A 24593-nucleotide genomic window follows, 5' to 3' on the forward strand; every position below is an offset into this window, starting at 1 on the left:
TGCCGCCCTCCGGTACTAAGGAGGGGCGACGGTGCCCGCAAGCGGGCCGAGCGGTGTCCGGTGCGGCTGACCCAGAGGGGCCTCATCCGGAACTGTCGGATGACGGCAATGCCGGGCCTTTCGCGTGGAATTTTGCGAGAGACTGTCATGCGCCCTGAGGCCTCACCACCGGATACTGGACGACGATCGCTCGTCCTCGGCCTTGGCTGTGAACGCGGGACACCGCCCGCCGAACTTGTCGATCTCGTCGTATCCGTCGTTCGTTGCCCGGAGCACATCACTGCCGTCGCCACCTTGGACGTGCGCGCCGAAGAACCGGCCATGCTCGCGGTCGCCCGGCATTTTTCCGTGCCGCTCGTGACCTTTCCGGCGGTGCGCCTTGAAGCCGAGACGCCGCGCCTTGCCAATCCTTCCGATCTCGTTTTCGCCCATACGGGTTGCCACGGCGTTGCCGAGGCTGCCGCGCTGGCGCAGGCAGGGCCGGATGGGCGACTTGTCGTGGAGAAGACGAAATCCGCCCATGCCACTGTCGCTGTCGCCGAATCGTTTCAAGGCTTTGCGGCGGCTTTTTCAGAGACCGAATCCGCTCCCTCGCATTTTGATTCCAACCGGGAGTTTGCGTGATGCACGCCCTGTTCTCAGCTCTCCCAACGATGGAGAAAGGCAGCGTCTGGCTCGTCGGTGCTGGTCCCGGCGATCCGGGTCTTTTGACCCTACATGCTGCCAATGCGCTCCAGCAGGCCGATGTCATCGTGCATGATGCGCTGGTTAACGCCGACTGCCTCTCGCTCGCGCATCCTGGAGCGCAATTGGAGTTTGCCGGAAAACGCGGTGGAAAGCCGTCGCACAAGCAGCGGGACATTTCGCTCAGGCTCGTCGAACTCGCTCGCGCAGGCCACCGCGTGCTGCGGCTGAAAGGCGGCGATCCCTTCGTCTTCGGCCGTGGGGGCGAGGAGGCGCTGACGCTGATCGAGCACGGCATTCCCTTCCGCATCGTGCCGGGAATCACGGCGGGTATCGGTGGGCTTGCCTATGCTGGCATTCCGGTGACGCATCGCGAGGTCAATCACGCGGTGACGTTCCTCACCGGCCACGACTCCTCCGGCCTCGTGCCGGACCGCATCAATTGGGATGGCATCGCCAAGGGGTCGCCGGTCATCGTCATGTACATGGCGATGAAACATATCGGCCAGATAGCCGCCAACCTCATCGCCGGCGGCCGCTCGCCGGATGAGCCGGTCGCCTTCGTCTGCAATGCCGCGACCGCCGAACAGCAGGTGCTGGAAACGTCGCTTGCCCGCGCCGAAGCCGATGTCTTGGCCGCCGGCATCGAGCCGCCTGCGATCGTCGTCGTCGGTGAAGTCGTGCGCTTGCGCGCCTCGCTCGATTGGCTCGGCGCGTTGACGCAGGGCCGCAAGCTTTCGTCCGATCCGTTCGGCTCCCGCGGGCTCAAGGATCCGGCATGAGCGGCTTGCTCATCGCCGCGCCCGCCTCCGGATCCGGCAAGACGACGGTGACACTCGGTCTGGCGCGCGCGCTCGCCGATGCCGGCGTGCGTCTCGTTTCCGGCAAGGCGGGGCCGGACTATATCGACCCGGCCTTCCACGCCGCCGCCAGCCGAAAACCCTGCCTTAACTACGACCCCTGGGCCATGCGCCCCGACCTCATCCGCGCCAATGCCGCCCTTCAGGCCGGCGAGGGTGATTTCCTGCTCGTCGAGGCGATGATGGGCCTCTTCGATGGCGCCGCCGACGGCACGGGTGCGCCGGCCGACCTGGCAGCGACGCTCGACCTGCCCGTCGTGCTCGTCGCCGATTGCAGCCGCATGTCGCAGTCCGTTGCCGCCATGGTGAAGGGCTACCAGGATTTTCGCAGCGACATCCACGTAGCGGGCGTCATTCTCAACAAGGTCGGCAGTGCCCGGCATGAAGCGATGCTGCGCGGTGCTCTCGAGGCGAGCGGTGTCGATATCTTCGGCGTGCTTGAACGTGACTCGGCACTCGCTTTGCCGGAACGCCATCTCGGCCTCGTGCAGGCGGGCGAACACGGCACACTGGAAACCTTCATCGCCCATGCGGCGGAGGTCGTCTCACGGTGCTGCGATCTCGACCGTCTCGTCGCGCTCGCGGCGACGCGGGCCGCCCGGCCATCAGCGCTGTCCGTCTCGCACTTGCCGCCCTTCGGTCAGCGCATCGCCATTGCCCGCGACACCGCCTTCGCCTTCACCTACGAGCACCTCATGTTGGGTTGGCGGCAGGCGGGGGCGAGCCTTTCGTTCTTCTCGCCGTTGGCGGATGAGGCGCCGGCCGACGATGCCGATGCCGTCTATCTGCCCGGCGGCTATCCCGAACTCCATGCCGCGACCCTTGCCAATGCCGGGCGTTTCCGCCTAGGCATGCAGGATGCAGCGCGCCGGGGGGCGCGCATCTATGGTGAATGCGGGGGCTACATGACTCTGGGGGAGGCACTGGTTGCGGCGGATGGCTCACGCCACGGCATGCTGGGCCTGTTACCGCTCGTCACCAGCTTTGCCGAACGTCGACGCCATCTCGGCTATCGCCGTGTCACGCCGCTTGCGGGGTCGGGCTTCGACGCAGTGATGACCGCCCATGAATTCCACTATTCGACCGTGCAGCAGGAGGGGGAGGCGGATCGTCTCTTCGCCGTTACGGATGCGATGGGCGAGGATCTCGGGCAGGCCGGTCTGCGCCGCGGCAATGTGAGCGGTTCCTACATGCATCTCGTCGATCTGGCGCCGGAGGCTTCATGACCGTGCCGCGCATCATTCATGGCGGCGGCATTGCCGCGGCTGCCGCGCGCTTCGGTGGCCGGCCAGAGGACTGGCTCGACCTCTCGACTGGAATCAACCCCATCCCCGCCGTCCTGCCGGATGTGGACATTGCGGCTTGGCACCGCCTGCCGGACCGGCAACGGCAGGATGCGGCACGCACTGCTGCTGCCCGATACTATGCCACGCCGAACGCGCTGCCATTGCCCGTGCCCGGCACGCAGTCCGTCATCCAGTTGCTTCCTCGATTCGTCGTGGCCGGGCGCCGGGCCGCCGTGCTCTCGCCGACCTATGGCGAATATGCGCGCGTCCTGGAAAATGCCGGCCTGCCGGTGGACCGTATCGCCGGCCTCGATGCCGTTTCCGACGCGCATGGCCTCGTTGTCGTCGTCAACCCGAACAATCCGGACGGCCGCCTGTTTTCGCGCGGGGTTCTGCTTGATCTCCATGCCCGTATTGCGCGTGCAGGTGGGCTGCTGGTCGTCGATGAGGCCTTCGGGGACATGGGGCCGGAGACCTGCCTCGCGCCGCTGGCGGGCGACGGCATGCCCGGTCTGCTCGTCTTCCGCTCCTTCGGAAAATTCTTCGGTCTGGCGGGCCTGCGTCTCGGTTTCGTCATTGGCGAGACGGCGGTCCTCGACCGCATCGAGGATGGGCTCGGGCCCTGGGCCGTGTCGGGGCCGGCCCTGACGATTGCGACAAAACTCATGGTCTCCGACACATCCGCCATCCACCGCAGCATCGATGCGCGCAAAGCCGCACTTGACGCAACGCTCTCTGGTGCCGGCCTCAATATCGTCGGCGGCACGGGTCTTTTTTCCCTGGTGGACCATGCGGATGCCGGAGCGCTCCACGAGGGGCTTTGCCGGCATCATATCCTTGTTCGTCCGTTCGACTACAATCCGCGCTGGCTTCGCTTCGGTTTGACACCGGACGGCGTGGCGGATGCCCGCCTTGCCGCGGCGCTGGCAGATGTGGTCGGCTGAACGATGACGGAGACCCTGCTCATCCTGCTCCTCGCGCTCGTGCTGGACCGCCTCGTCGGCGATCCGGACCGGATCTGGCGCCGCGTGCCGCACCCGGTCGTGCTCTTCGGCCGTGCGATCGGCGTGGTGGACAAGCTTTTCAACGGCAAGCGCCTTTCCGCCGAGACGAAGCGTTTCAATGGCGCGGCCGGGATCGCCGCCCTGCTTGCCGCCAGCCTTTTCCTTGGTTTCCTGATGCATCGGCTGCTGGCACCGCTTGGCGTTTTTGGTGTCGCCATCGAGATCGTCATCGTCGCGATCTTCCTTGCCCAGAAAAGCCTGCACGACCATGTCCGCGCCGTTTCGACCGGTCTCAAGCGCGGCGGCCTCGAAGGGGGCCGGCACGCGGTGTCGATGATTGTCGGGCGTGATCCGGCAACGCTCGACGAGCCAGCGGTTTGTCGTGCCGGCATCGAGAGCCTGGCGGAGAATTTTTCCGACGGCGTCGTAGCACCAGCCCTGTGGTACGCGCTTCTCGGCCTGCCGGGCCTGTTCGCCTACAAGATGCTGAACACGGCCGATTCGATGATCGGTCACAAGAATGCGAAATATCTCGATTTCGGCTGGGCCTCCGCGCGGCTGGACGACCTCGCCAACTGGCCGGCTGCGCGGCTCTCGATCTTTTTCATCGCCGCCGGGGCCTTCGTGGCGAAGGGCAGGCGCGCCGCGCGCGCGGCAATCGGAACGGCACTGCGGGACGCCGGACTGCACCGTTCGCCCAACTCCGGTTGGCCGGAAGCGGCAATGGCAGGTGCACTCGGCATTGGCCTCGCCGGACCGCGTATCTATGGCGGCACGCGCGTTGACGAGCCGATGATGAATGCCAGTGGCCGCACCGTGGCGACGGTTGCGGATATTGATCTTTCCTTGCGGATTTTCTCCCTGGCCTGCGCTGCACTTGCCGGGGCCGTCGCGCTTGCACTGTTTCTGTCTATTTTGATTTGAGCGCAGCGACCTGCGTTCGGTAAAATTTTACGCCTTAACTTCGTTTTCTTTTCGTTACCCCTGTCAATATTGCGGAAGGCTGAAACGTCTATATTCTGTCTCGCTGTGAGACATGGCGTTGAAGCCGTGCCCAAATCGTGTAGAGGGGAAGTCATGCGTACCTTGTCTGCGATTGCCGTCGCATTCTGTCTTGTACTGTTTCAAACCCAAGCTGCTCTTTCCGCCAATCTTGTCGCCCAGGTCAGCCTTGCTTCGCAGACCATGGTTGTTACTCAAAACGGTGTCGTAAAATATCGCTGGCGGGTGTCGACCGGCCGCAAGGGCTTTGGCACGCCGACGGGCGCCTGGTCGGCGAAGTGGACATCGCGAAACCACCGCTCGCGCAAGTACAACAACGCGCCGATGCCCTATGCCGTGTTCTTCAAGGGTGGCTATGCGGTGCATGCGACCTACGAGACGAAGCGTCTCGGACGCCCTGCCTCGCATGGCTGCGTGCGCCTGCATCCGAACAATGCCGCGACATTCTTCCAGATGGCGAAGAGCAACGGGCTGTCCAAAACCCGCATCGTGATCACGCGCTAACGGTTGAGCTCAGTCGGCGCTGGCGTAGCGCATCAGGCGGTCCATGTCGGGAACGATCACGTGCCGGTTGTTCTCGATGCGGATGACGTTTTCCTTGCGCAGCTTGGTGAACTGCCGGCTCACCGTCTCGATGGTCAGCCCGAGGAAGTCGGCGATGTCGGCGCGCGACAGCGGCAGGTCGAAGGTCGACATATCGACGCTTTCGGGATCGATATGGGTGGCGATGAGATAGAGGAAGCTCGCGACCTTCTCCTGCGCCGTCTTGCGACCGAGCGTCAGCATCCAGTCGCGTGCCTCGTCCAGTTCCTTCAAGGCCTGCCGGTGCAGCTTGTGCTCCAGCTCCGGCGTCTTCTTCATCAGCCGGTCGAGCACGGGGCGCGGGAAGTTGCAGACTTCGCTTTCGGTCGCCGCCTCCGCGGTGATCGCGCTTTCCTCCAGGAAGGGGCGGCCGAGGAAATCGGGCGCGAACTGCAGGCCGACGATCTGCTGGCGGCCGTCGGCCATCACCTTGGTCAGCTTCACCACGCCGCGCATGATGTTGGAATAGTTCACGATGGTCTCGCCCTGACCGATAACCTCGGCGCCCGTGTCGAGGCGATGGCGGGTGGAGTGCTTGTTGAGTTCGGTCAGCTGTTCAGGGGTAAGCGTGCCGCAGACGCCGCCGTGGCGTGCCTCGCAGGCGCGGCACACAATGGGGATATCGGAATTATGGATATCTCGGCGGCGAACTTCCATTTCGGTTTTTCCTTTCGCCCGGCGGTCGAGCGGCACAACGCTGCCGTGCTACCGCACACAGACCCGAACATAAAGCGTGCCGCCCAGCGGCAAAAGAGCGCTTCCTGACTATTGTCAAATCCTAGCCCAGTCCTTCCGGCTTTCACTTGATCAAAATCAAATGGCGGCAGCTCTTTCCGGTTTATTTCCTTCGCGAGCAAGGAGATTGACCATGCAAGACGCCCTCGTGGAACGCCTTTCGGCGCCGGTGCCGCGCTATACGAGCTATCCGACCGCACCGCATTTCAACGAATGCATCGATGCGGACGTCTATGCGCGCTGGCTTCGCACGCTGGATGCGAAAAATCGCCTCTCGCTCTACGCGCATATTCCCTATTGCGACCGGCTCTGCTGGTTCTGTGCCTGTCATACGAAGCAGACGCTGCGCTACGAGCCTGTCGAAGCCTATTTGAAAGGCCTCCATGCGGAGATCGCGACCATCGGCGGTCGTGTGTCTCGGGACGTGCCGGTGACGGCCCTGCATTTCGGAGGCGGTTCGCCGACCCTGCTGCGACCTGATGACATGGTTGCCCTGAAAGCCTGTCTTGCCGAAAATTTTTCCTTCTCCGCCGATGCTGAAATCTCCGTCGAGATGGACCCCAACGACCTCGACGAGGCCAGGCACGATGCTCTTGCCGAGATCGGCATGACGCGCGCCAGCCTCGGCATCCAGGATTTTGATCCGACGGTGCAGAAGGCCATCAACCGCATCCAGACATTCGAGCAGACCCGCGGCGTGGTGGAAGCGGCTCGGGCAAGGGGCGTGCGTTCCGTCAACTGCGATATCCTCTATGGCCTGCCGCACCAGACGATCGAAACGCTTGCCGAGACCGTCCGCGCCGTCATCTCGCTTGCACCGGATCGTATCGCGCTTTTTGGCTATGCCCATGTGCCGTGGATGAAGAAGCACCAGACGATGATCGACGAAGCGGCTTTGCCCGGCGTCGTCGCGCGCTTCGGCCAGATGCAGATGGCGGCGGAAATGCTGGTCGCTGCCGGCTACGAGGCGATCGGCATCGATCATTTCGCCCTGCCGGCCGACCGGCTGGCGATCGCGGCCCGGAACGGCACGCTACGCCGCAATTTCCAGGGTTATACCGACGACGCGGCGGATGCGCTGATCGGGCTGGGGGCATCGTCCATCGGACAGTTGCCGCAGGGCTACATCCAGAACATGCCCGCGACGGGCGACTATCTGCGGCGGGTGGGTGAGGGCGGCCTGGCCGTGGTTCGCGGCTATTCCTTTACGGCGGAGGACCGTGCCCGCGCCTGGGTCATCGAGCGGGTCATGTGTGATTTCGGCTTTTCCTTTGCCGCTCTCGCCGCGCGGTATCCGGATCTGGCGGGCGCTATCCGTTCGGAGGCCCTCCGGTTTGTAGCCTCGGACAAGGATGGCCTTTGCCGCATCGAAGGGGATCGTTTCGTGCTGACGGTCACAGGTCGACCCTTCGCCCGCATGGTCGCCGCCGTCTTCGACGCGCATCTTTCCAGCGGTCGCGGCCGGCATTCCATCGCGGTCTGACCGGCCATTTTGGGCATGTCGTTTGCGCAACACAGCTTTGCCGGCTATGCAGGGCCCTCATCAAGCCCATTGGCAATTGCCTTCGATTTCCATATAGGATCGCCCAACTATAGATTCATGAGGTATGGGCGTGACTGCTACATTCGACAAGGTTGCCGACATCATTGCTGAGACGAGCGAAATCGATCGCGAGACGATCACGCCGGACAGCCACACTATCGACGATCTCGGGATCGACAGCCTGGACTTCCTCGACATCGTGTTTGCGATCGACAAGGAATTCGGCATCAAGATCCCGCTGGAAAAGTGGACGCAGGACGTCAACGAGGGCAAGGCTGCGACGGAAGAGTATTTCGTCCTGAAGAACCTCTGCGCCAAGATCGACGAATTGCGGGCTGCCAAGGCCTGAGGCCGCGGCGACCGGCTGCGTTTAGCGGCTTTGCGCCGGATCCCCGGCGCCTTTGGCTTGCGGCCTGCCGTCCTCGGCAGGCCTTTCGATTTCCGGAACCTGCCGGAGGCATAAGCGATGTTGTTAGAATATTTTCAGATGATTGACCGGGTAGAGGCCGTTGACGGTGCGCGTCGCGTGCTGAAGGCCCGTTCGGTCGTGCCGTCGAAGAGCCCGGTTTTCGAGGGCCATTTCCCCGGCATGCCGCTCGTTCCGGGTGTACTGCTGATCGAGACCATGGCGCAGGCGTCCGGCTTTCTCGTGCTGGCAGCGACGGATTTTGCCGCCATGCCTTTCCTGATGACCGTCGATGGCGCCAAGATGCGCACCTTCGTCGCGCCCGATGCGGTGCTCGACATCGAGGCGGTGCTGGAGCATGACGGGTCGGGTTATGCCGTAACCAAGGCGAAGATCTCATCCGCCGGCAAGAAGGTTTGTGATGCGCAGCTCAAGCTGCGCACCATGCCGTTTGCCGAAGTGCCGCTCGCGGATATTGTGCGCAAGCGTGCGGAAGAGGTGGGTTTGTTCGAGGCGCTCGCGGCGTCTGCGGAAGGGAAGTGAGCATGGCCAAGGCGAACAACGATGTGGTGATCACCGGCGTCGGCATCGTCACCTGTCACGGTGTCGGGGCTGAGGCCCATGTGGAAATCCTCGGCGGTACGACGGCGCCGGAGCTGAAGATCGAGACGGAGCGCTTTGCGCCCTATCCGGTCCATCCGATGCCGGAGATCGACTGGAACCAGCAGATCGCCAAGCGCGGCGACCAGCGCCAGATGGAAAACTGGCAGCGCCTCGGCGTTTTCACCGCCGGTCTCGCGCTGGATGATGCCGGACTGAAGGACAATGCGGAAGCCTGCGGCACGATGGACATGATCGTGGCGGCCGGTGGCGGCGAGCGCGACATCACGGTGGATTCGCTGATCGTCGACGAGGGCCTGAAGCGCAACGACCGCGAACAGCTTTTGAACGAGAAACTGACGACGGAACTGCGCCCGACGCTCTTCCTCGCCCAGCTTTCCAACCTGCTCGCCGGCAACATCTCCATCGTGCACAAGGTCACCGGTTCCTCCCGCACCTTCATGGGCGAGGAAGCCGCGGGCATCAGCGCCGTCGAAACGGCGTTCCACCGCATTCGCGCCGGCCAGTCGACGCATACGCTGGTTGGCAGTGCGCTGGTTGCGGAGCGTCAGGACGTCATCCTGCTTTACGAGGCCATCGGCGCGCATGCGACCGGCGGCTGGACGCCGTTGTGGTCGCGTGACGAAGACGCCGGTGGCGGTATCATCACCGGTTCGGCTGCTGCGTTCCTCATCCTCGAATCCCGTGCGCATGCGGAAGCCCGTGGCGCGCGCATCTATGCAACGATCGACGCGATCGGCGGCGACCGCGGTTCACGCGACGAGGGCCGGCTGGAAGCCCGGCTTGAGCGCCTCGCTGAAGGCGCGCTCTCAGGTGGCGAGACCGTGGTCTTTTCTGGCGCATCCGGTGCGCATGATGCGACGGCACGCGAGAAGAGCTGGCTCGACAAGCGTTTTTCCGGCAGTGCTCTGCGCGGCTACAGTGCCGTGATCGGCCAGTCGCTCGAAGCGCAGTTCCCGCTCGGCCTGGCGCTTGCCGCGCTGACGCTCGGCGGCGGCGTTACGGTCGCCCCGTTCGACACGGCGGTGGAAACAGCCATGACCGCGCCTGCCGCGACCGCCGTCGTGACGACGGTTGGCCATTCGCGCGGCGAAGGTGTCGCAATCCTTTCGGCAGAGAAGTGAGGTTCCGGCCATGACGAACGCCGCTTACAGGGATCATCTCGGTCGCCCGATCGTCGCCGTTACCGGCATGGGTGTCATCACCTCGCTGGGGCAGGGGCTCAAGGACAACTGGACCGCGCTCACCGGCGGCGTGTCCGGCATTCATGATATTACCCGCTTTCCGGTCGATGGCCTGAATACCCGTATTTCCGGCACGGTCGACTTCATCGACCTGCCGGTCGAAAATCCGGTCGAGCGCTCCTACGCCTATGCGCGCGCGACGACGGACGAGGCACTGGCGCAGGCCGGCCTTTCCGGCGAGTTCGGCGGACCGCTCTTCCTTGCTGCCCCGCCGATAGAGCCCGACTGGCGCGACCGGTTTGCGCTCGCCGACCGCGCGCCGCCATCGCAACGTCCGGGCGATGCCTATGACCGTTTCCTTGCCGTGCTGCGGGGCAAGCCCGAGCCGGCGTTGCATGAGGCCTGGGCGTTCGGCGCGATCTCCGAGCGTCTTGCCGACCGCTACGGCACGCGTGGTCTGCCGGTAACGCTGTCGACCGCCTGCGCTTCGGGCGCCACGGCGATCCAGCTCGGCGTTGAGGCGATCCGCCAGGGCCGCACCGACCGGGCGCTCACTGTCGGGACCGATGGCTCGGTGACGGCTGAGGCTTTGATCCGCTTCGCGCTGCTCTCGGCGCTCTCGACCCAGAACGATCCGCCGACCAAGGCATCAAAACCGTTCAGCAAGGACCGCGACGGTTTCGTCATCGCCGAAGGTGCTGCGACGCTCGTGCTGGAATCGCTCGAATCCGCCATCGCTCGCGGTGCGAAGGTACTCGGCATCCTCAAGGGCTGCGGCGAGAAGGCGGACCATTTCCACCGCACGCGGTCTTCGCCGGATGGTGCCCCGGCTATTGCAACGATCCGCGCAGCACTGGAAGATGCCGGCATCGACGAGAGCGGCATTGGCTATATCAACGCCCATGGCACCTCGACGCCGGAAAACGACAAAATGGAATATCTTTCCATGTCGACCGTCTTCGGAGAAAAGCTGGCGGGCATCCCGGTTTCGTCGAACAAGTCGATGATCGGCCACACGCTGACGGCCGCCGGTGCGGTCGAGGCGGTGTTCTCGATCCAGACCATGCTGACCGGCACCCTGCCGCCCACCATCAACTACCAGAATCCCGACCCGGCAATCGTGCTCGACGTCGTGCCGAACGTGAAGCGCGACAAGCAGGTGACTGCCGTGCTTTCGAACTCCTTCGGTTTCGGCGGCCAGAACGCCAGCCTCGTCATGACGGCCGAACCGGCCTGATAGGAACAAGACCATGCGCGCCCTCCAGCTTCTCGACGACCGCAAGCTCGAACTGACCGACATCCCGGAACCGGACGCTCCCGGCCCGGGCGAGGTGACGTTGCGCGTGAAGGCCGTAGCTCTCAACCATATCGACGTCTGGGGCTGGCGCGGCATGGCGTTCGCCAAGCGCAAGATGCCACTCGTCATCGGCGCGGAAGCGGCCGGCGTCGTCGAGACGCTCGGCCCGGGCGTTTCCAATGTTCTGCCCGGACAGCTCGTCTCCATCTACGGCGCGCGCACCTGCGGCCTCTGCAAGCCCTGCCGTGAAGGCCGCGACAATCTCTGCGAACATGTCGGCGGCGTGCATGGCTTCCATCTCGACGGCTTTGCGCAGGAGAAGGTAAACCTTCCCGCCCGTCTGCTTGTGCCGGCACCGCCCGGTATCGACGCGGTTGCCGCCGCGCTCGCACCCGTCACCTTCGGCACGGTCGAGCACATGCTGTTCGACAATGCCAAGCTTGAGCCCGGCGAGACGATCCTCGTTCACGCCGGCGGTTCCGGCATTGGTTCGGCGGCCATCCAGCTCGCCAAGAAGACCGGCTGCACCGTCATCACCACCGTCGGCTCGAACGACAAGATCGAGAAGGCCAAGGCGCTCGGTGCCGATCATGTCATCAACTATCGCGAAGACCGCTTCGAAGGCGTGGTCCGCAAGCTGACCAAGAAGAAGGGCGTCGACGTCGTCTTCGAACATGTCGGCAAGGACACATGGGCGGGCTCGATGCTGTGCATGAAGCGCGGCGGCCGTCTCGTCACCTGCGGCTCGACATCCGGTGTGTCGACCGACCTGAACCTGATGATGCTCTTCCAGCAGCAGTTGAAGCTGCTCGGCTCGTTTGGCTGCCGCATGGAGAACATGGCGAATGCCATGCAGAAGATGGCGCGCGGCGTCGTCCAGCCGGTCATCGATACGGAAGTCACCTTCGACGGTATCGCAACGGCACTTGAACGCATGGAATCGCGCCAGATCTTCGGCAAGATCGTCCTGAGACTGGACTGACACGCGTGAAGATGATCGTCACACGCCTTGTCCTGGCGCTCCGGAACACACAGCAATGGCTGGTGGCGCAGTTCGCCTTCGGCCTGCTCAATCTCCTGAAGCTGCTGCCGGCCGACCGGGCGATCCATTTTGCCGACCGCGTGGCGCGCTGGATTGGCCCCAAGACGAGCCGGCACAAGCTGACGCTGACAAATCTGCGCAACGCTTTTCCGGAAAAGCCTGAGGCGGAGATCGAGGCGATCGCGCTCGACGCCTGGGGCAATATGGGCCGGCTTGCCGCCGAATACGTCTTTCTCGACCGGTTGTTCGATTTCGATCCTGAGCGTTCAACACCGGGCCGGATCGAGGTGTCGGGCATACCGCTGTTCCTCGATCTGCGCGAAAATCCGCGGCCCTTCATCGTCTTTACGGCGCATACCGGCAATTTCGAACTGCTGCCGGTGGCCGGCGCGTCCTTCGGGCTTGATGTGACCGTGCTTTTCCGGCCACCGAACAATCCCTACGTTGCCGACAAGGTGTTCGAATTCCGGCGCGCCCGCATGGGCAATCTGGTGCCGTCCCATGCCGGCTCCTCCTTCACGCTTGCCCGCAAGCTGGAGGCTGGCGGTCCGGTCGGTGTTCTGGTCGATCAGAAGTTCAACAGGGGACTGCACACGAAATTCTTCGGGCGCGACGTGCAGACCAATCCGCTGCTCGCCAAGCTCGTGCGCCAGTTCGACTGCGAGGTCTATCCGGCCCGTTGCATTCGCCTGCCCGGCAATCGCTACCGGCTGGAGCTGGAGCCGGCAATGCAGGTTCCCCGCAAGGAGAACGGCGCCGTCGATGTCGATGCGACCGCCCAGATGCTCAACGACAAGGTGGAGCAATGGGCGCGGGAATATCCCGGCCAATGGCTTTGGTACCACGATCGGTGGAATATCAAGCGCGGCCTTATTACTTGAGTGCTCACTATTTTTTCTTTTCATTTCAATTTTGAATACGTTCAGTTTTCCGAATTATGCGACTTTTGGCTAATTCGGGTTTGACATCCTCCCGTTCGCTGTTACCATTTTGCTAATGTAAGCGCTTTGGATAGCATATTTGGGGAGTAAGGATCAAAGCTGCATATCGCTTCCGGACAGTTTAAATAATGTAGTGATGCAATTGCTGTAGATTTCTCAGCAATTCAGGGAGCATGAATTGAAAGCTCTTGTAGAGTTGTTCTGGTTTAAGTATTCGCAACTCCAGCACGCGGTGAAGACGGGAAATGAACGTCTCGTTTCCATGCTGGACAAGGAAATCGAACCCGCTCTGGCGGCTGTGCTGAACAGGGAAGCCAACGACGCCTTCGAGCTGCGGTCCCAGTTCCAGTTCGTGGTGGATCTTCTCAGGGAAGAATCGGATGACCGGGCCTGCGTGCTCCGGCAGGCGCATAATCTCAAGATTTTGCTGGATCGACATTTTGGCACCGAGGAAACCGCAACGCCGTTCGCGTTGAAGCTGCCGGAGGTCGTGCGCCCTGTCACAGCGCCGCGTCTGGTGGAGGACGGGCTGCTAAACGAGGCTATCCTCGACAGTCTGCCGGACCGCGTTGCCGTCATCGCGACGGACTATCGCTATATCTATTCCAACCCGCTCAATGCCGAACGCCTTCGCGAAAAGCCCATCGACCTCGTGGGGCGCCATGTCGTGGAGTTTCTCGGCAAGAAGCGCTTCGAGAGCCGCGCGAAGCGGCAACTGGATCGCTGCTTTGCCGGCGAGGTGATCGAATACGATTACATTTCTGCACGCCGCGGCAATGCGCTCACGCGCTGCCGTATGACGCCCTGCCTGTCGGCGGCTGGAAACGTGCTCGGCGCCATCCTCGTGCTGCAGGACGTGGTGGAGACGCGCGGGCCGATCGCGGCCTGAGTGTTCAGGACGCCAGACCGGCGCCGCGCAGCATGAACTGCTGTTCGAAGGCGATATGGCGCCGGATCGATTCGAAGAAGCCGCGGAGCATGTAGCCCGCGGCTTCTGCGTTTACGGTGTCATCGCCACTGCCGAGGCGCGTCAGTGTGTCGGTCAGTTCCTCCGCGAAGCATTCGTCCTCGACATGCTCGAATTTCAGCCGGGCGATGGACACTGTCAGTTCGAGGTCGCCGGCGCCCTTGCTTTCCAGCAGCGGGAACAGCGCTTCCTCCTCATAGCGATGCACGCCGTTGACCAGCGGAATCAGCGATTTGGCAGCATAGATGCATTTTTGGCGATTGACGCTCGCCGGCAGGCTGTCGGCGATTTCCTCCAGTGCCGTGCAGAGCGTCAGCTGCGTGTCGTGGGCTTTTTTCAGCCAGTCGAGTGAAACGGCATCTGTCGGACGATCCGAAAGCAGCCGGGCGATATCTGCATAGTCTGTCATGTCATGCTTCCTCGTTTGGAGGGGCCGCGGGTGTCACGACGCGCGGCTGCGTCAACCTGTCCCTTTGATGCCGTCCGCTTCCGCTCCCTGCCTTGATCCATGTCAAGGATGCTTCCGTGCGCATCTGCGAAGCGTCAATCGAGCGCAAAGGCCGATTCCGTGCGGGAGCCGGCCGGAGCGAGAAATTGACCAGTTGGGGGATGCCAACGATGAAATATGTAACGGAAACGATCGTCCTGGCCGTCGGCGCGTTCATCGCGCTGCTCGGTGCGGCATTCGCCCAGGACAGGCTCTTCGAGGCCCATATGTGGGTCCTCTTCTTCGTGCTGCTTGCCAGCACGCTCTTCATGATCCGGCGCATCTCCTTTGCGCCGGCCACCGCCGCCAAGTCGTCCCAGGATGACGACGGCTATTTCGACGAGGTGATCCGCTACGGCGTCATCGCGACGGTGTTCTGGGGCGTCGTCGGCTTCCTGGTCGGCGTCGTCGTCGCTGCGCAGCTTGCCTTCCCCGACCTCAATATCGAGCCGTGGTTCAATTTCGGCCGCGTGCGCCCGCTGCACACTTCGGCGGTCATCTTCGCCTTCTGCGGCAACGCGTTGATCGCGACTTCGTTCTATGTCGTGCAGCGCACCTCGCGCGCCCGCCTTTTCGGCGGCAATCTCGGCTGGTTCGTGTTCTGGGGCTATCAGCTCTTCATCATCATGGCCGCCACCGGCTATCTGCTCGGCATCACGCAGGGCAGGGAATATGCCGAGCCGGAATGGTATGTCGACATCTGGCTGACCATCGTCTGGGTCGCCTATCTGATCGTCTTCCTCGGCACGATCATGACCCGCAAGGAACCCCACATCTATGTGGCTAACTGGTTCTTTCTCGCCTTCATCGTCACCGTCGCGATGCTGCATATCGTCAACAACCTGGCCGTCCCGGTCTCGTTCCTTGGCGTGAAGAGCTACTCGGCTTTTTCCGGCGTGCAGGACGCGCTGACCCAGTGGTGGTACGGCCACAATGCCGTCGGCTTCTTCCTGACGGCTGGCTTCCTCGGCATGATGTACTATTTCGTGCCCAAGCAGGTGAACCGGCCGGTCTATTCCTACCGCCTGTCGATCATCCACTTCTGGGCCCTGATCTTCATGTACATCTGGGCCGGCCCGCACCACCTGCACTATACGGCGCTGCCGGACTGGGCGCAGACGCTCGGCATGGTCTTCTCGATTATGCTCTGGATGCCCTCGTGGGGCGGTATGATCAACGGCCTGATGACGCTCCAGGGCGCCTGGGACAAGATCCGTACCGACCCGATCGTGCGCATGATGGTCATGGCGATCGCCTTCTACGGCATGGCGACCTTCGAAGGCCCGATGATGTCGATCAAGTCGGTCAATTCGCTCAGCCACTACACGGACTGGACGATCGGCCACGTACATTCGGGCGCGCTCGGATGGAACGGCCTCATCACCTTCGGCGCGATCTATTTCCTCGTGCCAAAACTGTGGAAGCGTGAGCGGCTCTACTCGATCCGCATGGTCAACTGGCACTTCTGGCTCGCCACCCTCGGTATCGTCGTCTACGCGGCCGTCATGTGGGTTGCCGGCATCCAGCAGGGCCTGATGTGGCGCGAATACGACGAGCAGGGCTTCCTGGTCTACTCGTTCGCCGAAACGATCGCCGCCATGTTCCCCTACTACGTGCTGCGTGCCGTCGGCGGTGGGCTGTTCCTGCTGGGTGCGCTCATCATGGCCTACAACGTGACCATGACAATCCTCGGCTACCAGCGTGACGAGGCCCCGATCCCGGGTGCCACGCCCGCGCTCCAGCCGGCCGAATAGGAGGGGACGCGATGTCCATTCTTGATAAACACGCCATCCTTGAACGCAACGCGACGCTTCTCCTCGTCGGCTCGCTGCTCGTCGTCTCCATCGGCGGCATCGTCGAGATCGCCCCGCTGTTCTACCTCGAAAACACGATCGAGAAGGTGGAGGGCATGCGGCCTTACTCGCCGCTGGAGCTTGCCGGTCGCGACATCTACGTCCGCGAGGGCTGCTACACCTGTCATAGCCAGATGATCCGGCCGTTCCGCGACGAGGTGGAGCGCTACGGGCACTACTCACTGGCGGCGGAGTCGATGTACGACCATCCGTTTCAATGGGGCTCGAAGCGCACGGGGCCGGATCTCGCCCGCGTCGGCGACCGCTACTCGAACGAGTGGCACGTCCAGCACCTGATCGAGCCGCGCTCGGTCGTGCCGGAATCGGTGATGCCGAGCTACTCCTTCCTCAAGGAGACGCCGGTCGATGTGAAGGCCATCACGATGCACCTGTCGGCCAACCGCGCCGTCGGCGTGCCCTATACGGACGAGATGCTGGAAAACGCCGCAGCCGACATGAAAGCACAGGCCGATCCGAACGCCGACACATCCGGCATCGAGGCGCGCTATCCGAAGGCCAAGCTCGGCGACTTCGACGGCGACCCAGCAAAGCTGACCGAAATGGACGCGCTCGTCGCCTATCTGCAGATGCTCGGCACGCTGGTGGACTTCTCCACCTATGACGACGCCGCCGGTTACCGCTGAGGAGGGACCCATGGAAACCTATACCGCCATGCGCCACTTCGCCGACAGCTGGGCGCTTCTCGCCATGACGCTGTTCTTCCTGGCCGTCGTCGCCTTCGTCTTCCGCCCCGGCGCCCGCAAGGCCGCCGAACGGGCCGCTGAAATCCCTCTCAAGGAGGACTGATCATGGCCGAGAAACATATTGACGAAATCTCGGGCGTCGAAACCACCGGCCACGAATGGGACGGTATCCGGGAACTCAACAACCCGATGCCGCGCTGGTGGGTCTGGACGTTCTACGCCACGATCCTCTGGGCGATCGGTTACACGATCGCGTTTCCGGCCTGGCCGCTGATCTCCGATGCGACGACCGGCATGCTTGGATGGTCGAGCCGCGCCAACATCGCAACCGAGCTTGCCAGCGCCAAGCAAGCGCAGGCCATCATGGTCGATCGCATCGCCAAGTCCTCCCTGCAGGAGATCATGGCCGATCCGCAGCTTTCGCAATTCGCGATCGCCGGTGGCGCCTCGGCCTTCAAGGTCAACTGTGCGCAGTGCCATGGCTCGGGTGCTGCGGGCTTCGTCGGCTTCCCGAACCTCAACGACGACGACTGGGTCTGGGGCGGCACGGTGGACAACATCTACCAGACGATCGCCCATGGCATCCGTCATCCGGGTGACGACGAGACCCGCGTCTCCGAGATGCCCGCCTATGGCGATATTCTCCAGCCCGAGGAAATCAAGCAGGTCGCGGCTTTCGTCGTCAACCTGACGGGCACGCCTGCGGATGCCGGCATGGTCGAACCCGGCAAGCAGATCTTTGTTGACAACTGCGCCGCCTGCCACGGCGAGGACGCCAGGGGCAACCACGAGATGGGCGCCCCGAACCTTGCCGATGCGATCTGGCTGAAGGGCGAGGGGGAGGCTGCCATCGCCGCGCAGATCAAGTCGCCGAAGCATGGTGTCATGCCCGCCTGGCTGCCGCGTCTCGGAGACCCGGCGGTCAAGCAGCTCGCCGTCTTCGTGCATTCGCTGGGCGGCGGCGAGTAAGCACTGGACACTTTCAAGCAAGAAGGCCGCGGTTTCCGCGGCCTTTTTCATGCCACGACGGTGTTGCGGCCCGCCGATTTTGCCCGGTAGAGATTGCGGTCGGAGGCCGCAAGCGCCTCCGCCGGGTCGAAGCGCGGCGCGCAGTGGAAGGCGCCGATGCTGATGCCGAGCGGGATACGTTGGCCGGAGGGTGCAATGAGGTCGATCGCCTCCACGGCCTCACGTATGGTCTGGGCGTGGTCGAGCATGCGCTCGGTCGAGGCTGCATGCAGGAAGATCGCAAACTCCTCGCCGCCCAGCCGGCCAACGAGATCGTCCTCCAGCGGGAGTTCGGAAAGCAGGCCACCGACACGCGCGAGTGCTTCATCGCCTGCCGCATGACCAAAGCGGTCGTTGACCGACTTGAAATGATCGAGATCGAGGAACAGCAGGCCGCCATGTATGCCAGCGTCGCTCCGGGCCGCCAACTCGGCCATGAAGGTCGCGCGATTGAGGAGGCCGGTGAGTGCATCGCGCTGCGCCTGGTGCTGGAGGCGGGCATAGGCGACCGAAAGCTCGTCCTTTGCCGCAGCGAGCGCGGTATTGGCCGAGCGCAGCTTCTCGGCCAGATAGAAATGCACGAACGAGGCGGGGATGGAGATGACGATGGGACAGACGATCGTCATGACGAGACCTGCGCCGGCAACCTCGCCGCCCATCAGCGGCACGAAGGCGAAGCTGATGAGAAGGGATGCCAGCGTGGAGAGCACGGCGACCAACAGTGTCTTGCCGAGGATTTTGTACATAAACGGGCCCGCGTTCGTTTGATCGCAGGCCCTGCCTAGGAGCGTCTGATTGAAAAAGCCTGAATTCCTTCGCTAAAAATCGCCAGGGCAATCATATTGACGCTGCGAAAGGCCGATTACCGGTCGGACCAGACCGCAAGCTCGTAGCCGTCGGGGTCCGCGAACTGGAAACGCCGCCCGCCGGGGAAGGCGAAGATGGGTTTCACGATCGTTCCGCCCGCCTTTTCCACCCGGCCGAGCGCGTCTTCGAGATCGTCGGCAAAGAGGATGACGAGCGGTCCGCCCTTGGTGGAGACCGGTGCGAGCGTCGTGAAGCCGCCGGTGAGACGGCCGTCCTGAAATTCACAGTATTGAGGGCCGAAGTCCGTGAACGTCCAGCCGAAGGCGCCGCCGTAGAAGGCCTTGCTCCGGGCAATGTCGGTGACGTTGAATTCGATATAGTCGATCTTGCGATCGGCACCCTTGCCACTCATCGCGGGTTCTCCTTGTCTTCCATCAATCTTTTCAGTGTCTCGAGGTCGCGGGCGATGTGCGCCGCATCCGACTCGAAGGCTGCATCGTCCATACCCGGTTGGCGCAGCAGCGTGAACATCACCTCCGCACCATCGCCATTCGGCACGACGCGCAGCGCATTGTCGACGACGACGCCGTTTGGCAGCGTTACCCTATGGTCGATGACACCAAACGCGTTCGGCGGCGCAAAGCGCACGCGCACATCACCGATCGGCCCGCCATCGGCGATCCAGTCCTCGCCGTCGCGTGTCAGGCCCGCGGCAAGGCCTGAGGCCCAGAGCGGCATGTTTTCCGGCTGGGCGGCAAAGGCATAAACCGCGCGCCAGTCGCGCGCGATGGATCGGTGGACGATGCGGGCGGGAACGGTGGTCATCGCTGTCTCCTCTTTCCGGAGAATAGAGGAAATGGTGGGCAAATGTCGAACGAAAAGTGAACATCTTGTCGCGCGTGCGTGCGAAGCTGACTTGCGTGGGACCCTGATGCGGCAACCCGCCACGTCCGCCTATGTCCGAAACTTGACGTAGATCAACGATGGCGGGGCTTGTTGTCGTCATTGTGGTGGCACAACGACAGGTGCGGCCGAGTCCCATGCAACAGAATACCACCACGATCTACAATTCCATCGAGCGACACGAGGCGGAGCCGGTCAATTCGGCGAAGGTTCGCAAACCGCTCTACGAAAAGCGCAAGAAGATCTTTCCAAAGCGCGCGGAGGGGCGTTTCCGCCAGTTCAAATGGCTGGTCATGCTGGTGACGCTCGGCATCTACTACCTGACGCCGTGGATCCGCTGGGACCGGGGCCCGCATGCGCCGGACCAGGCGGTTCTCGTCGATCTCGCCGGCCGTCGCTTTTATTTCTTCTTCATCGAGATCTGGCCGCAGGAATTCTTCTTCGTCGCGGGCCTGCTCGTCATGGCGGGTTTCGGGCTGTTTCTCGTGACTTCGGCGGTCGGCCGGGCCTGGTGCGGCTATGCCTGTCCGCAGACCGTCTGGGTCGATCTCTTCCTCGTCGTGGAACGGGCGATCGAGGGCGACCGCAATGCGCGCATCAAGCTCGATACCGGCCCGTGGACGCTCGACAAGGTCTGGAAGCGCGTCAGCAAACATGCCGTCTGGCTGGTGATCGCGGTTGCGACCGGCGGTGCGTGGATCTTCTATTTCGCCGATGCGCCGACGCTGCTCGTCAATTTCGCGACTTTGCAGGCCCCGCCTGTCGCCTACATCACCGTCGCGATCCTGACGACGACGACCTACATCTTCGGCGGGCTGATGCGCGAGCAGGTCTGCACCTATATGTGCCCGTGGCCGCGCATCCAGGCGGCGATGCTCGATGAAAGCTCGCTTGTCGTCACCTACAACGACTGGCGCGGCGAGCCGCGCTCGCGCCATGCCAAGAAGGTGGCCGCTGCCGGCGAGAGCGTTGGCGATTGCGTCGATTGCAACGCCTGCGTCGTCGTCTGTCCCATGGGCATCGATATCCGCGATGGCCAGCAGATGGAGTGCATCACCTGCGCGCTGTGCATCGACGCCTGCGACAACGTGATGGACAAGATCGGCAAGGAGCGAGGCCTCATCGCCTATGCCACCCTATCGGACTATGCGGCCAACATGGCGCTCGCCACGGCAGGTGGCGCGGTGCCGGTCGATCCCAAGCGCGTGCGTGATGCCGATGGCCGCTTCGACGAGAAGGTCCGTCACTTCAACTGGCGCATCATTTTTCGCCCGCGCACGCTGCTCTATTTCGGTATCTGGTCGCTGGCCGGGCTGGCGCTGCTTTATGCACTCCTGTCGCGCGACCGGCTGGACATGAATGTCATCCATGACCGTAACCCCCAGTTCGTGGTCGAATCCGACGGGTCGATCCGCAATGGCTATGCCGTAAAACTGCTCAACATGATCCCGGAACCGCGCGTCATCACGGTGTCGATCGAGGGCATGCCTGGCGCCACCATGAAGATTGCCGGCCATGCCGGCGCGGTCGGCCGTAGCGTCGATGTGCCGGTCGACCCGGACAAGGTGACGGCGCTGCGCGTCTTCGTCACCCTGCCGAAGGATCGCCTTACCGAAGCGGCCGAAGGCTTCCAGATCATCGCCGAAGACCGCCAGGGCCACGAGCGCGACGTCTACTCCGCCAACTTCAACACGCCGGGAGCAAAATGATGGCTATGCAAAACAAGGAGCAGGGTTTCGTCTTCACCGGCTGGCACATGCTCGGCATCATGGTGCTGTTTTTCGGCACCATCATCACCGTCAACATGATCATGGCCTGGAATGCCTCCAACAGCTGGAGCGGCCTTGTCGTGCAGAACACCTACGTCGCCAGCCAGCAATTCAACGGCAAGGTGGCCGAGGCCAAGGCGCATGCTGCGAGCGGCATCGAGGGCAGTCTGGTGATCGAGAACGGACGCATCGCCTATCGTGTCGTCGACGCCAAAGGTGCGCCGGTTGTCGCCAACGAGGTTGCCGCCACCTTCAAGCGCCCGGTCGATGAGCGCGAAGATTTCACGCTCGCGTTGGAGCCGGCCGGGTCGGGGCTGTTCGTTGCGGAAAGAGACGTTCCCGTCGGCCAGTGGATCGTTGATATCAGCACGAAACAGGACGGCGCAAAGGTGTTCCACCAGACCCTCCGGACCATTGTCGCGGGAGGGGCGAAATGAGCTGCTGCGCACCCGGCACGGAAGGCGCCGCCGAGGTGGCGCGTCTATCGCACGCCTTGCCGTCGTCGGAAGAGTTGCTGCTTGCGAGCCGTCCGGTGGGCGAGGGGCTGCGACAGAGCGAGCTGAGCGTGCCGGGCGTGCATTGCGGCACCTGCATCACCACCATCGAGGCTGCATTGAACGCCTTGCCGGCAGTGGTTCGTGCGCGCGTCAACCTTTCCACCCGCCGGGTCTCGGTGGTCTGGATGGAGGATATGGACGGTCTGCGCACCGATCCGCAGGCCTTTGCTGCCGCCATCCGGGATACCGGCTACGACACGCATCTCTTTTCGTTCGCAGCAGAGGGTGATGATGCGCTGCGCAACCAGTTGATCCGCGCCGTCGCCGTCGCAGGCTTTGCCGCGACGAACATCATGCTGCTCTCGGTTTCGGTGTGGTCCGGGGCCGAGGCCGCGACGCGTGACCTGTTCCACTGGATCTCCGCCTTCATCGCCGGTCCGACGCTGATCTATGCCGGCCGCTTTTTCTACCAGTCGGCCTGGAATGCGTTGCGTCACGGCCGCACCAACATGGACGTGCCGATCGCGCTCGCCATCACGCTGTCCTACACGGTCTCGCTCTGGGAAACCGTGCACAGCGCCGAACATGTGTGGTTCGATGCGACGGTGAGCCTGCTGTTCTTCCTGCTCATCGGGCGCACGCTGGACCATGTCATGCGTGACCGTGCGCGCTCCGCAATAACCGGTCTTGCGCGCCTTTCGCCGCGTGGCGCCATGGTGGTGCGGCCGGACGGTACACGCGACTACCGTCCGGTGGAGGAGATCGCGGTCGGAGAGCATCTCTCCATTTCCGCCGGCGAACGCATCCCCGTCGATTGCCGTGTGCTGTCAGGTGCCAGCGATGTCGATCGCTCGATTGTCAACGGCGAGAGCGATCCGCTGGCTGCTGCACCCGGCACGCAACTGGAAGCAGGGGCGATGAACCTCACCGGTTCGCTGCTGGTGGAAGCCGTCGCGACCGCGCGCAATTCGTTCCTTTCGGAGGTCATCGGCCTCATGGAAGCCGCCGAAGGTGGCCGGGCGCGCTATCGCCGCATCGCCGACCGCGCCGCGCAGATCTATTCGCCGGCCGTGCATCTCCTGGCGCTCGTCTCCTTTCTCGGCTGGGGTTTTTATGATGGTGACTGGAAGCATGCCATGCTCGTCGCCATCGCGGTCCTGATCATCACCTGCCCCTGCGCGCTCGGCCTTGCCGTCCCGGTCGTGCAGGTCGTGGCGGCGGGCCGGCTTTTTGCCGGTGGCGTCATGGTCAAGGACGGATCCGCCATGGAGCGCCTTGCCGAAATCGACACAGCTGTCTTCGACAAGACCGGTACGCTGACGCTCGGCAAGCCGCGCCTTGTCGACAGGGAGACGGCGAACCGTTCCCATCTTGCCCTCGCGGCGGCGCTGGCTTCCCATTCGCGACATCCACTCTCGTTGGCGCTGGCGGCAGCCAATGCCGGCCCCATGCCGGTCATCGAAGCGGTGAGCGAGATTGCCGGGGGTGGTCTGGAGGCCGTGACCTCGCAAGGCGTGCTTCGTCTTGGCAGCCGTGCCTTCGCCTGCGGCAAGTCCTTGGTGGGTGAGGAGGCGCATGGGCTTTCCGAGGTGGTGCTGTCGCGTGACGGCTCGGTGCTGGAAACCTTCCGTTTCGAAGATGCGGTGCGCACCGGCGCGGCGGAGGCCATAAGGGCTCTCAAGCGCGAGCGGGTCGAGATGGCGATCCTCTCCGGCGACCGTGCGCCGGCCGTTTCGCGCGTTGCCGGCATGCTCGGTATCGGCCATTGGCGCGCTGCCCTGTCGCCGCGCGAAAAGACGGAAGCGGTTGCCGAGCGTGCCGCGGCCGGGCGCCATGTGCTGATGGTCGGCGACGGCATCAACGATGCGCCGGCGCTTGCGGCAGCCCACGTCTCGATCGCTCCAGCGACGGCGGCGGATGTCGGCCGGCAGGCGGCGGATTTCGTGTTCCTGCATGAAAGCCTCGAAGCCATACCCTTCGCTTTCGAGACCGTGCGGCGTGCCGACCGGCTGATCCGGCAGAATTTCGCGCTTGCCGTCGGCTACAACGTCATCGCCGTGCCCGTCGCAATTCTCGGCCACGCGACGCCGCTGATCGCCGCCATTGCCATGTCCACGTCATCGATCATCGTGGTGGTGAACTCGCTCCGCCTGCGCGGAAAATTGCCGGCCTTCGCAGCGCGTGCGACGGACGACGCCCGCCCGGCAGCATCTGTGGTGCAAGCCGCATGAACACGCTGATCTTCCTCATTCCCATCGCGCTCTTCCTCGGCGGACTGGGGCTTGCCGCCTTCGTCTGGTCGCTGAAGAGTGGCCAATATGACGATGTCGAAGGGGCGGCCTGGCGCGTGCTCGATGACGGCGATGACAAGCCCGGGCGGTAGAGTACGGTGCTCATTTATGGGGCCATGG

Annotated in this window: 27 protein-coding genes; 22 read left to right on the plus strand and 5 right to left on the minus strand. The window is 63.4% G+C overall.

The genetic code is table 11. The features are described 5' to 3' along the window. Positions 1-147: 147 nt before the first annotated feature. The 6 genes from ACT6VE_RS03530 to ACT6VE_RS03555 all read left to right on the plus strand — a co-directional run bounded on the left by ACT6VE_RS03530 (position 148) and on the right by ACT6VE_RS03555 (position 5340). Positions 148-624: a cobalamin biosynthesis protein gene (locus tag ACT6VE_RS03530; protein ID WP_444797218.1), complete on the plus strand. Its 477-nt coding sequence runs from the start codon at positions 148-150 to the stop codon at positions 622-624. Beyond that, a complete protein-coding gene (cobA, locus tag ACT6VE_RS03535; RefSeq protein ID WP_444797219.1) occupies positions 624-1466 on the plus strand; it encodes a uroporphyrinogen-III C-methyltransferase in 843 nt (280 codons plus the stop codon). Before ACT6VE_RS03530 ends, cobA begins: the two co-directional genes overlap by 1 nt. Continuing rightward, positions 1463-2770, plus strand: a complete 1308-nt coding sequence (locus ACT6VE_RS03540; RefSeq protein WP_444797220.1) for a cobyrinate a,c-diamide synthase — start codon at positions 1463-1465, stop codon at positions 2768-2770. Before cobA ends, ACT6VE_RS03540 begins: the two co-directional genes overlap by 4 nt. Then, positions 2767-3774: a threonine-phosphate decarboxylase CobD gene (gene cobD, locus ACT6VE_RS03545; RefSeq protein WP_444797221.1), complete on the plus strand. Its 1008-nt coding sequence runs from the start codon at positions 2767-2769 to the stop codon at positions 3772-3774. Before ACT6VE_RS03540 ends, cobD begins: the two co-directional genes overlap by 4 nt. Before the next feature lie 3 nt (positions 3775-3777). After that, positions 3778-4758 (plus strand): adenosylcobinamide-phosphate synthase CbiB, encoded by a 981-nt coding sequence (cbiB, locus tag ACT6VE_RS03550; protein WP_444797222.1) that lies wholly within the window; start codon positions 3778-3780, stop codon positions 4756-4758. A gap of 153 nt (positions 4759-4911) precedes the next feature. Beyond that, positions 4912-5340, plus strand: a complete 429-nt coding sequence (locus tag ACT6VE_RS03555; protein ID WP_444797223.1) for a L,D-transpeptidase — start codon at positions 4912-4914, stop codon at positions 5338-5340. Between the two features lie 9 nt (positions 5341-5349). On the opposite strand, the gene ACT6VE_RS03560 is transcribed toward ACT6VE_RS03555, so the two are convergent. Continuing rightward, positions 5350-6075: a Crp/Fnr family transcriptional regulator gene (locus tag ACT6VE_RS03560; RefSeq protein ID WP_069058473.1), complete on the minus strand. Its 726-nt coding sequence runs from the start codon at positions 6073-6075 to the stop codon at positions 5350-5352. Between the two features lie 211 nt (positions 6076-6286). Here ACT6VE_RS03560 and hemN point away from each other — a divergent pair, with 211 nt between their 5' ends. From hemN to ACT6VE_RS03600, 8 genes are all read left to right on the plus strand, one after another. Next, the gene (hemN, locus tag ACT6VE_RS03565) at positions 6287-7636 is read left to right on the plus strand and encodes an oxygen-independent coproporphyrinogen III oxidase (RefSeq protein ID WP_444797224.1); all 1350 of its coding nucleotides are present in this window, start codon (positions 6287-6289) and stop codon (positions 7634-7636) included. Positions 7637-7760: 124 nt separating this feature from the next. After that, positions 7761-8045: an acyl carrier protein gene (locus tag ACT6VE_RS03570; protein WP_444797225.1), complete on the plus strand. Its 285-nt coding sequence runs from the start codon at positions 7761-7763 to the stop codon at positions 8043-8045. A 117-nt stretch (positions 8046-8162) separates the two neighbouring features. Then, positions 8163-8645 (plus strand): 3-hydroxyacyl-ACP dehydratase FabZ family protein, encoded by a 483-nt coding sequence (locus tag ACT6VE_RS03575; protein ID WP_444797226.1) that lies wholly within the window; start codon positions 8163-8165, stop codon positions 8643-8645. Between the two features lie 2 nt (positions 8646-8647). Continuing rightward, a complete protein-coding gene (locus ACT6VE_RS03580; protein ID WP_444797227.1) occupies positions 8648-9847 on the plus strand; it encodes a beta-ketoacyl-ACP synthase in 1200 nt (399 codons plus the stop codon). A 10-nt stretch (positions 9848-9857) separates the two neighbouring features. Beyond that, positions 9858-11144, plus strand: coding sequence for a beta-ketoacyl-ACP synthase (locus tag ACT6VE_RS03585; RefSeq protein WP_444797228.1), 1287 nt, complete (start codon positions 9858-9860; stop codon positions 11142-11144). A gap of 13 nt (positions 11145-11157) precedes the next feature. Further along, a complete protein-coding gene (locus tag ACT6VE_RS03590) occupies positions 11158-12186 on the plus strand; it encodes a zinc-binding dehydrogenase (protein WP_444797229.1) in 1029 nt (342 codons plus the stop codon). Positions 12187-12197: 11 nt separating this feature from the next. After that, the gene (locus tag ACT6VE_RS03595; RefSeq protein ID WP_444797451.1) at positions 12198-13127 is read left to right on the plus strand and encodes a lipid A biosynthesis lauroyl acyltransferase; all 930 of its coding nucleotides are present in this window, start codon (positions 12198-12200) and stop codon (positions 13125-13127) included. A gap of 238 nt (positions 13128-13365) precedes the next feature. Next, entirely contained in the window at positions 13366-14076 is a 711-nt protein-coding gene (locus ACT6VE_RS03600; protein ID WP_444797230.1) for a PAS domain-containing protein, read from the plus strand. Between the two features lie 4 nt (positions 14077-14080). Here ACT6VE_RS03600 and ACT6VE_RS03605 read toward each other — a convergent pair whose 3' ends face one another. After that, positions 14081-14563, minus strand: coding sequence for a hemerythrin domain-containing protein (locus tag ACT6VE_RS03605; protein WP_444797231.1), 483 nt, complete (start codon positions 14561-14563; stop codon positions 14081-14083). A gap of 209 nt (positions 14564-14772) precedes the next feature. Here ACT6VE_RS03605 and ccoN point away from each other — a divergent pair, with 209 nt between their 5' ends. Genes ccoN through ccoP form a run of 4 tightly spaced genes read left to right on the plus strand, consistent with a single transcriptional unit; the run spans position 14773 to position 18167 of the window. Beyond that, positions 14773-16395, plus strand: coding sequence for a cytochrome-c oxidase, cbb3-type subunit I (ccoN, locus tag ACT6VE_RS03610; RefSeq protein WP_444797232.1), 1623 nt, complete (start codon positions 14773-14775; stop codon positions 16393-16395). 11 nt (positions 16396-16406) lie between these two features. Beyond that, a complete protein-coding gene (gene ccoO, locus ACT6VE_RS03615) occupies positions 16407-17138 on the plus strand; it encodes a cytochrome-c oxidase, cbb3-type subunit II (protein WP_444797233.1) in 732 nt (243 codons plus the stop codon). Between the two features lie 10 nt (positions 17139-17148). Then, complete coding sequence (locus tag ACT6VE_RS03620) at positions 17149-17301, plus strand: CcoQ/FixQ family Cbb3-type cytochrome c oxidase assembly chaperone (RefSeq protein ID WP_069058482.1); 153 nt, start codon at positions 17149-17151, stop codon at positions 17299-17301. 2 nt (positions 17302-17303) lie between these two features. Further along, the gene (ccoP, locus tag ACT6VE_RS03625) at positions 17304-18167 is read left to right on the plus strand and encodes a cytochrome-c oxidase, cbb3-type subunit III (protein WP_444797234.1); all 864 of its coding nucleotides are present in this window, start codon (positions 17304-17306) and stop codon (positions 18165-18167) included. Between the two features lie 47 nt (positions 18168-18214). Here ccoP and ACT6VE_RS03630 read toward each other — a convergent pair whose 3' ends face one another. From ACT6VE_RS03630 to ACT6VE_RS03640, 3 genes are all read right to left on the minus strand, one after another. Beyond that, positions 18215-18952, minus strand: coding sequence for a GGDEF domain-containing protein (locus tag ACT6VE_RS03630; protein ID WP_444797235.1), 738 nt, complete (start codon positions 18950-18952; stop codon positions 18215-18217). 116 nt (positions 18953-19068) lie between these two features. Beyond that, positions 19069-19425, minus strand: a complete 357-nt coding sequence (locus ACT6VE_RS03635) for a VOC family protein (RefSeq protein WP_444797236.1) — start codon at positions 19423-19425, stop codon at positions 19069-19071. After that, a complete protein-coding gene (locus tag ACT6VE_RS03640) occupies positions 19422-19838 on the minus strand; it encodes an SRPBCC family protein (protein WP_444797237.1) in 417 nt (138 codons plus the stop codon). Before ACT6VE_RS03640 ends, ACT6VE_RS03635 begins: the two co-directional genes overlap by 4 nt. 215 nt (positions 19839-20053) lie before the next feature. On the opposite strand from ACT6VE_RS03640, the gene ccoG reads away from it, so the two are divergent. The 4 genes from ccoG to ccoS are packed head-to-tail and all read left to right on the plus strand — an operon-like array spanning position 20054 to position 24565. Then, on the plus strand, positions 20054-21625 hold the full coding sequence (ccoG, locus tag ACT6VE_RS03645; RefSeq protein WP_444797238.1) for a cytochrome c oxidase accessory protein CcoG: 1572 nt from the start codon (positions 20054-20056) through the stop codon (positions 21623-21625). Continuing rightward, entirely contained in the window at positions 21622-22122 is a 501-nt protein-coding gene (locus ACT6VE_RS03650) for a FixH family protein (RefSeq protein WP_444797239.1), read from the plus strand. Before ccoG ends, ACT6VE_RS03650 begins: the two co-directional genes overlap by 4 nt. After that, positions 22119-24413: a heavy metal translocating P-type ATPase gene (locus tag ACT6VE_RS03655; RefSeq protein ID WP_444797240.1), complete on the plus strand. Its 2295-nt coding sequence runs from the start codon at positions 22119-22121 to the stop codon at positions 24411-24413. The genes ACT6VE_RS03650 and ACT6VE_RS03655 overlap by 4 nt, the downstream gene beginning before the upstream one ends. After that, positions 24410-24565 (plus strand): cbb3-type cytochrome oxidase assembly protein CcoS, encoded by a 156-nt coding sequence (gene ccoS / locus ACT6VE_RS03660; protein ID WP_444797241.1) that lies wholly within the window; start codon positions 24410-24412, stop codon positions 24563-24565. The genes ACT6VE_RS03655 and ccoS overlap by 4 nt, the downstream gene beginning before the upstream one ends. The last annotated feature ends 28 nt before the right edge of the window (positions 24566-24593 follow it).

Origin of the sequence: Shinella sp. (genome assembly GCF_052438155.1) — a bacterium.
Classification (GTDB): Bacteria; Pseudomonadota; Alphaproteobacteria; order Rhizobiales; family Rhizobiaceae; genus Shinella.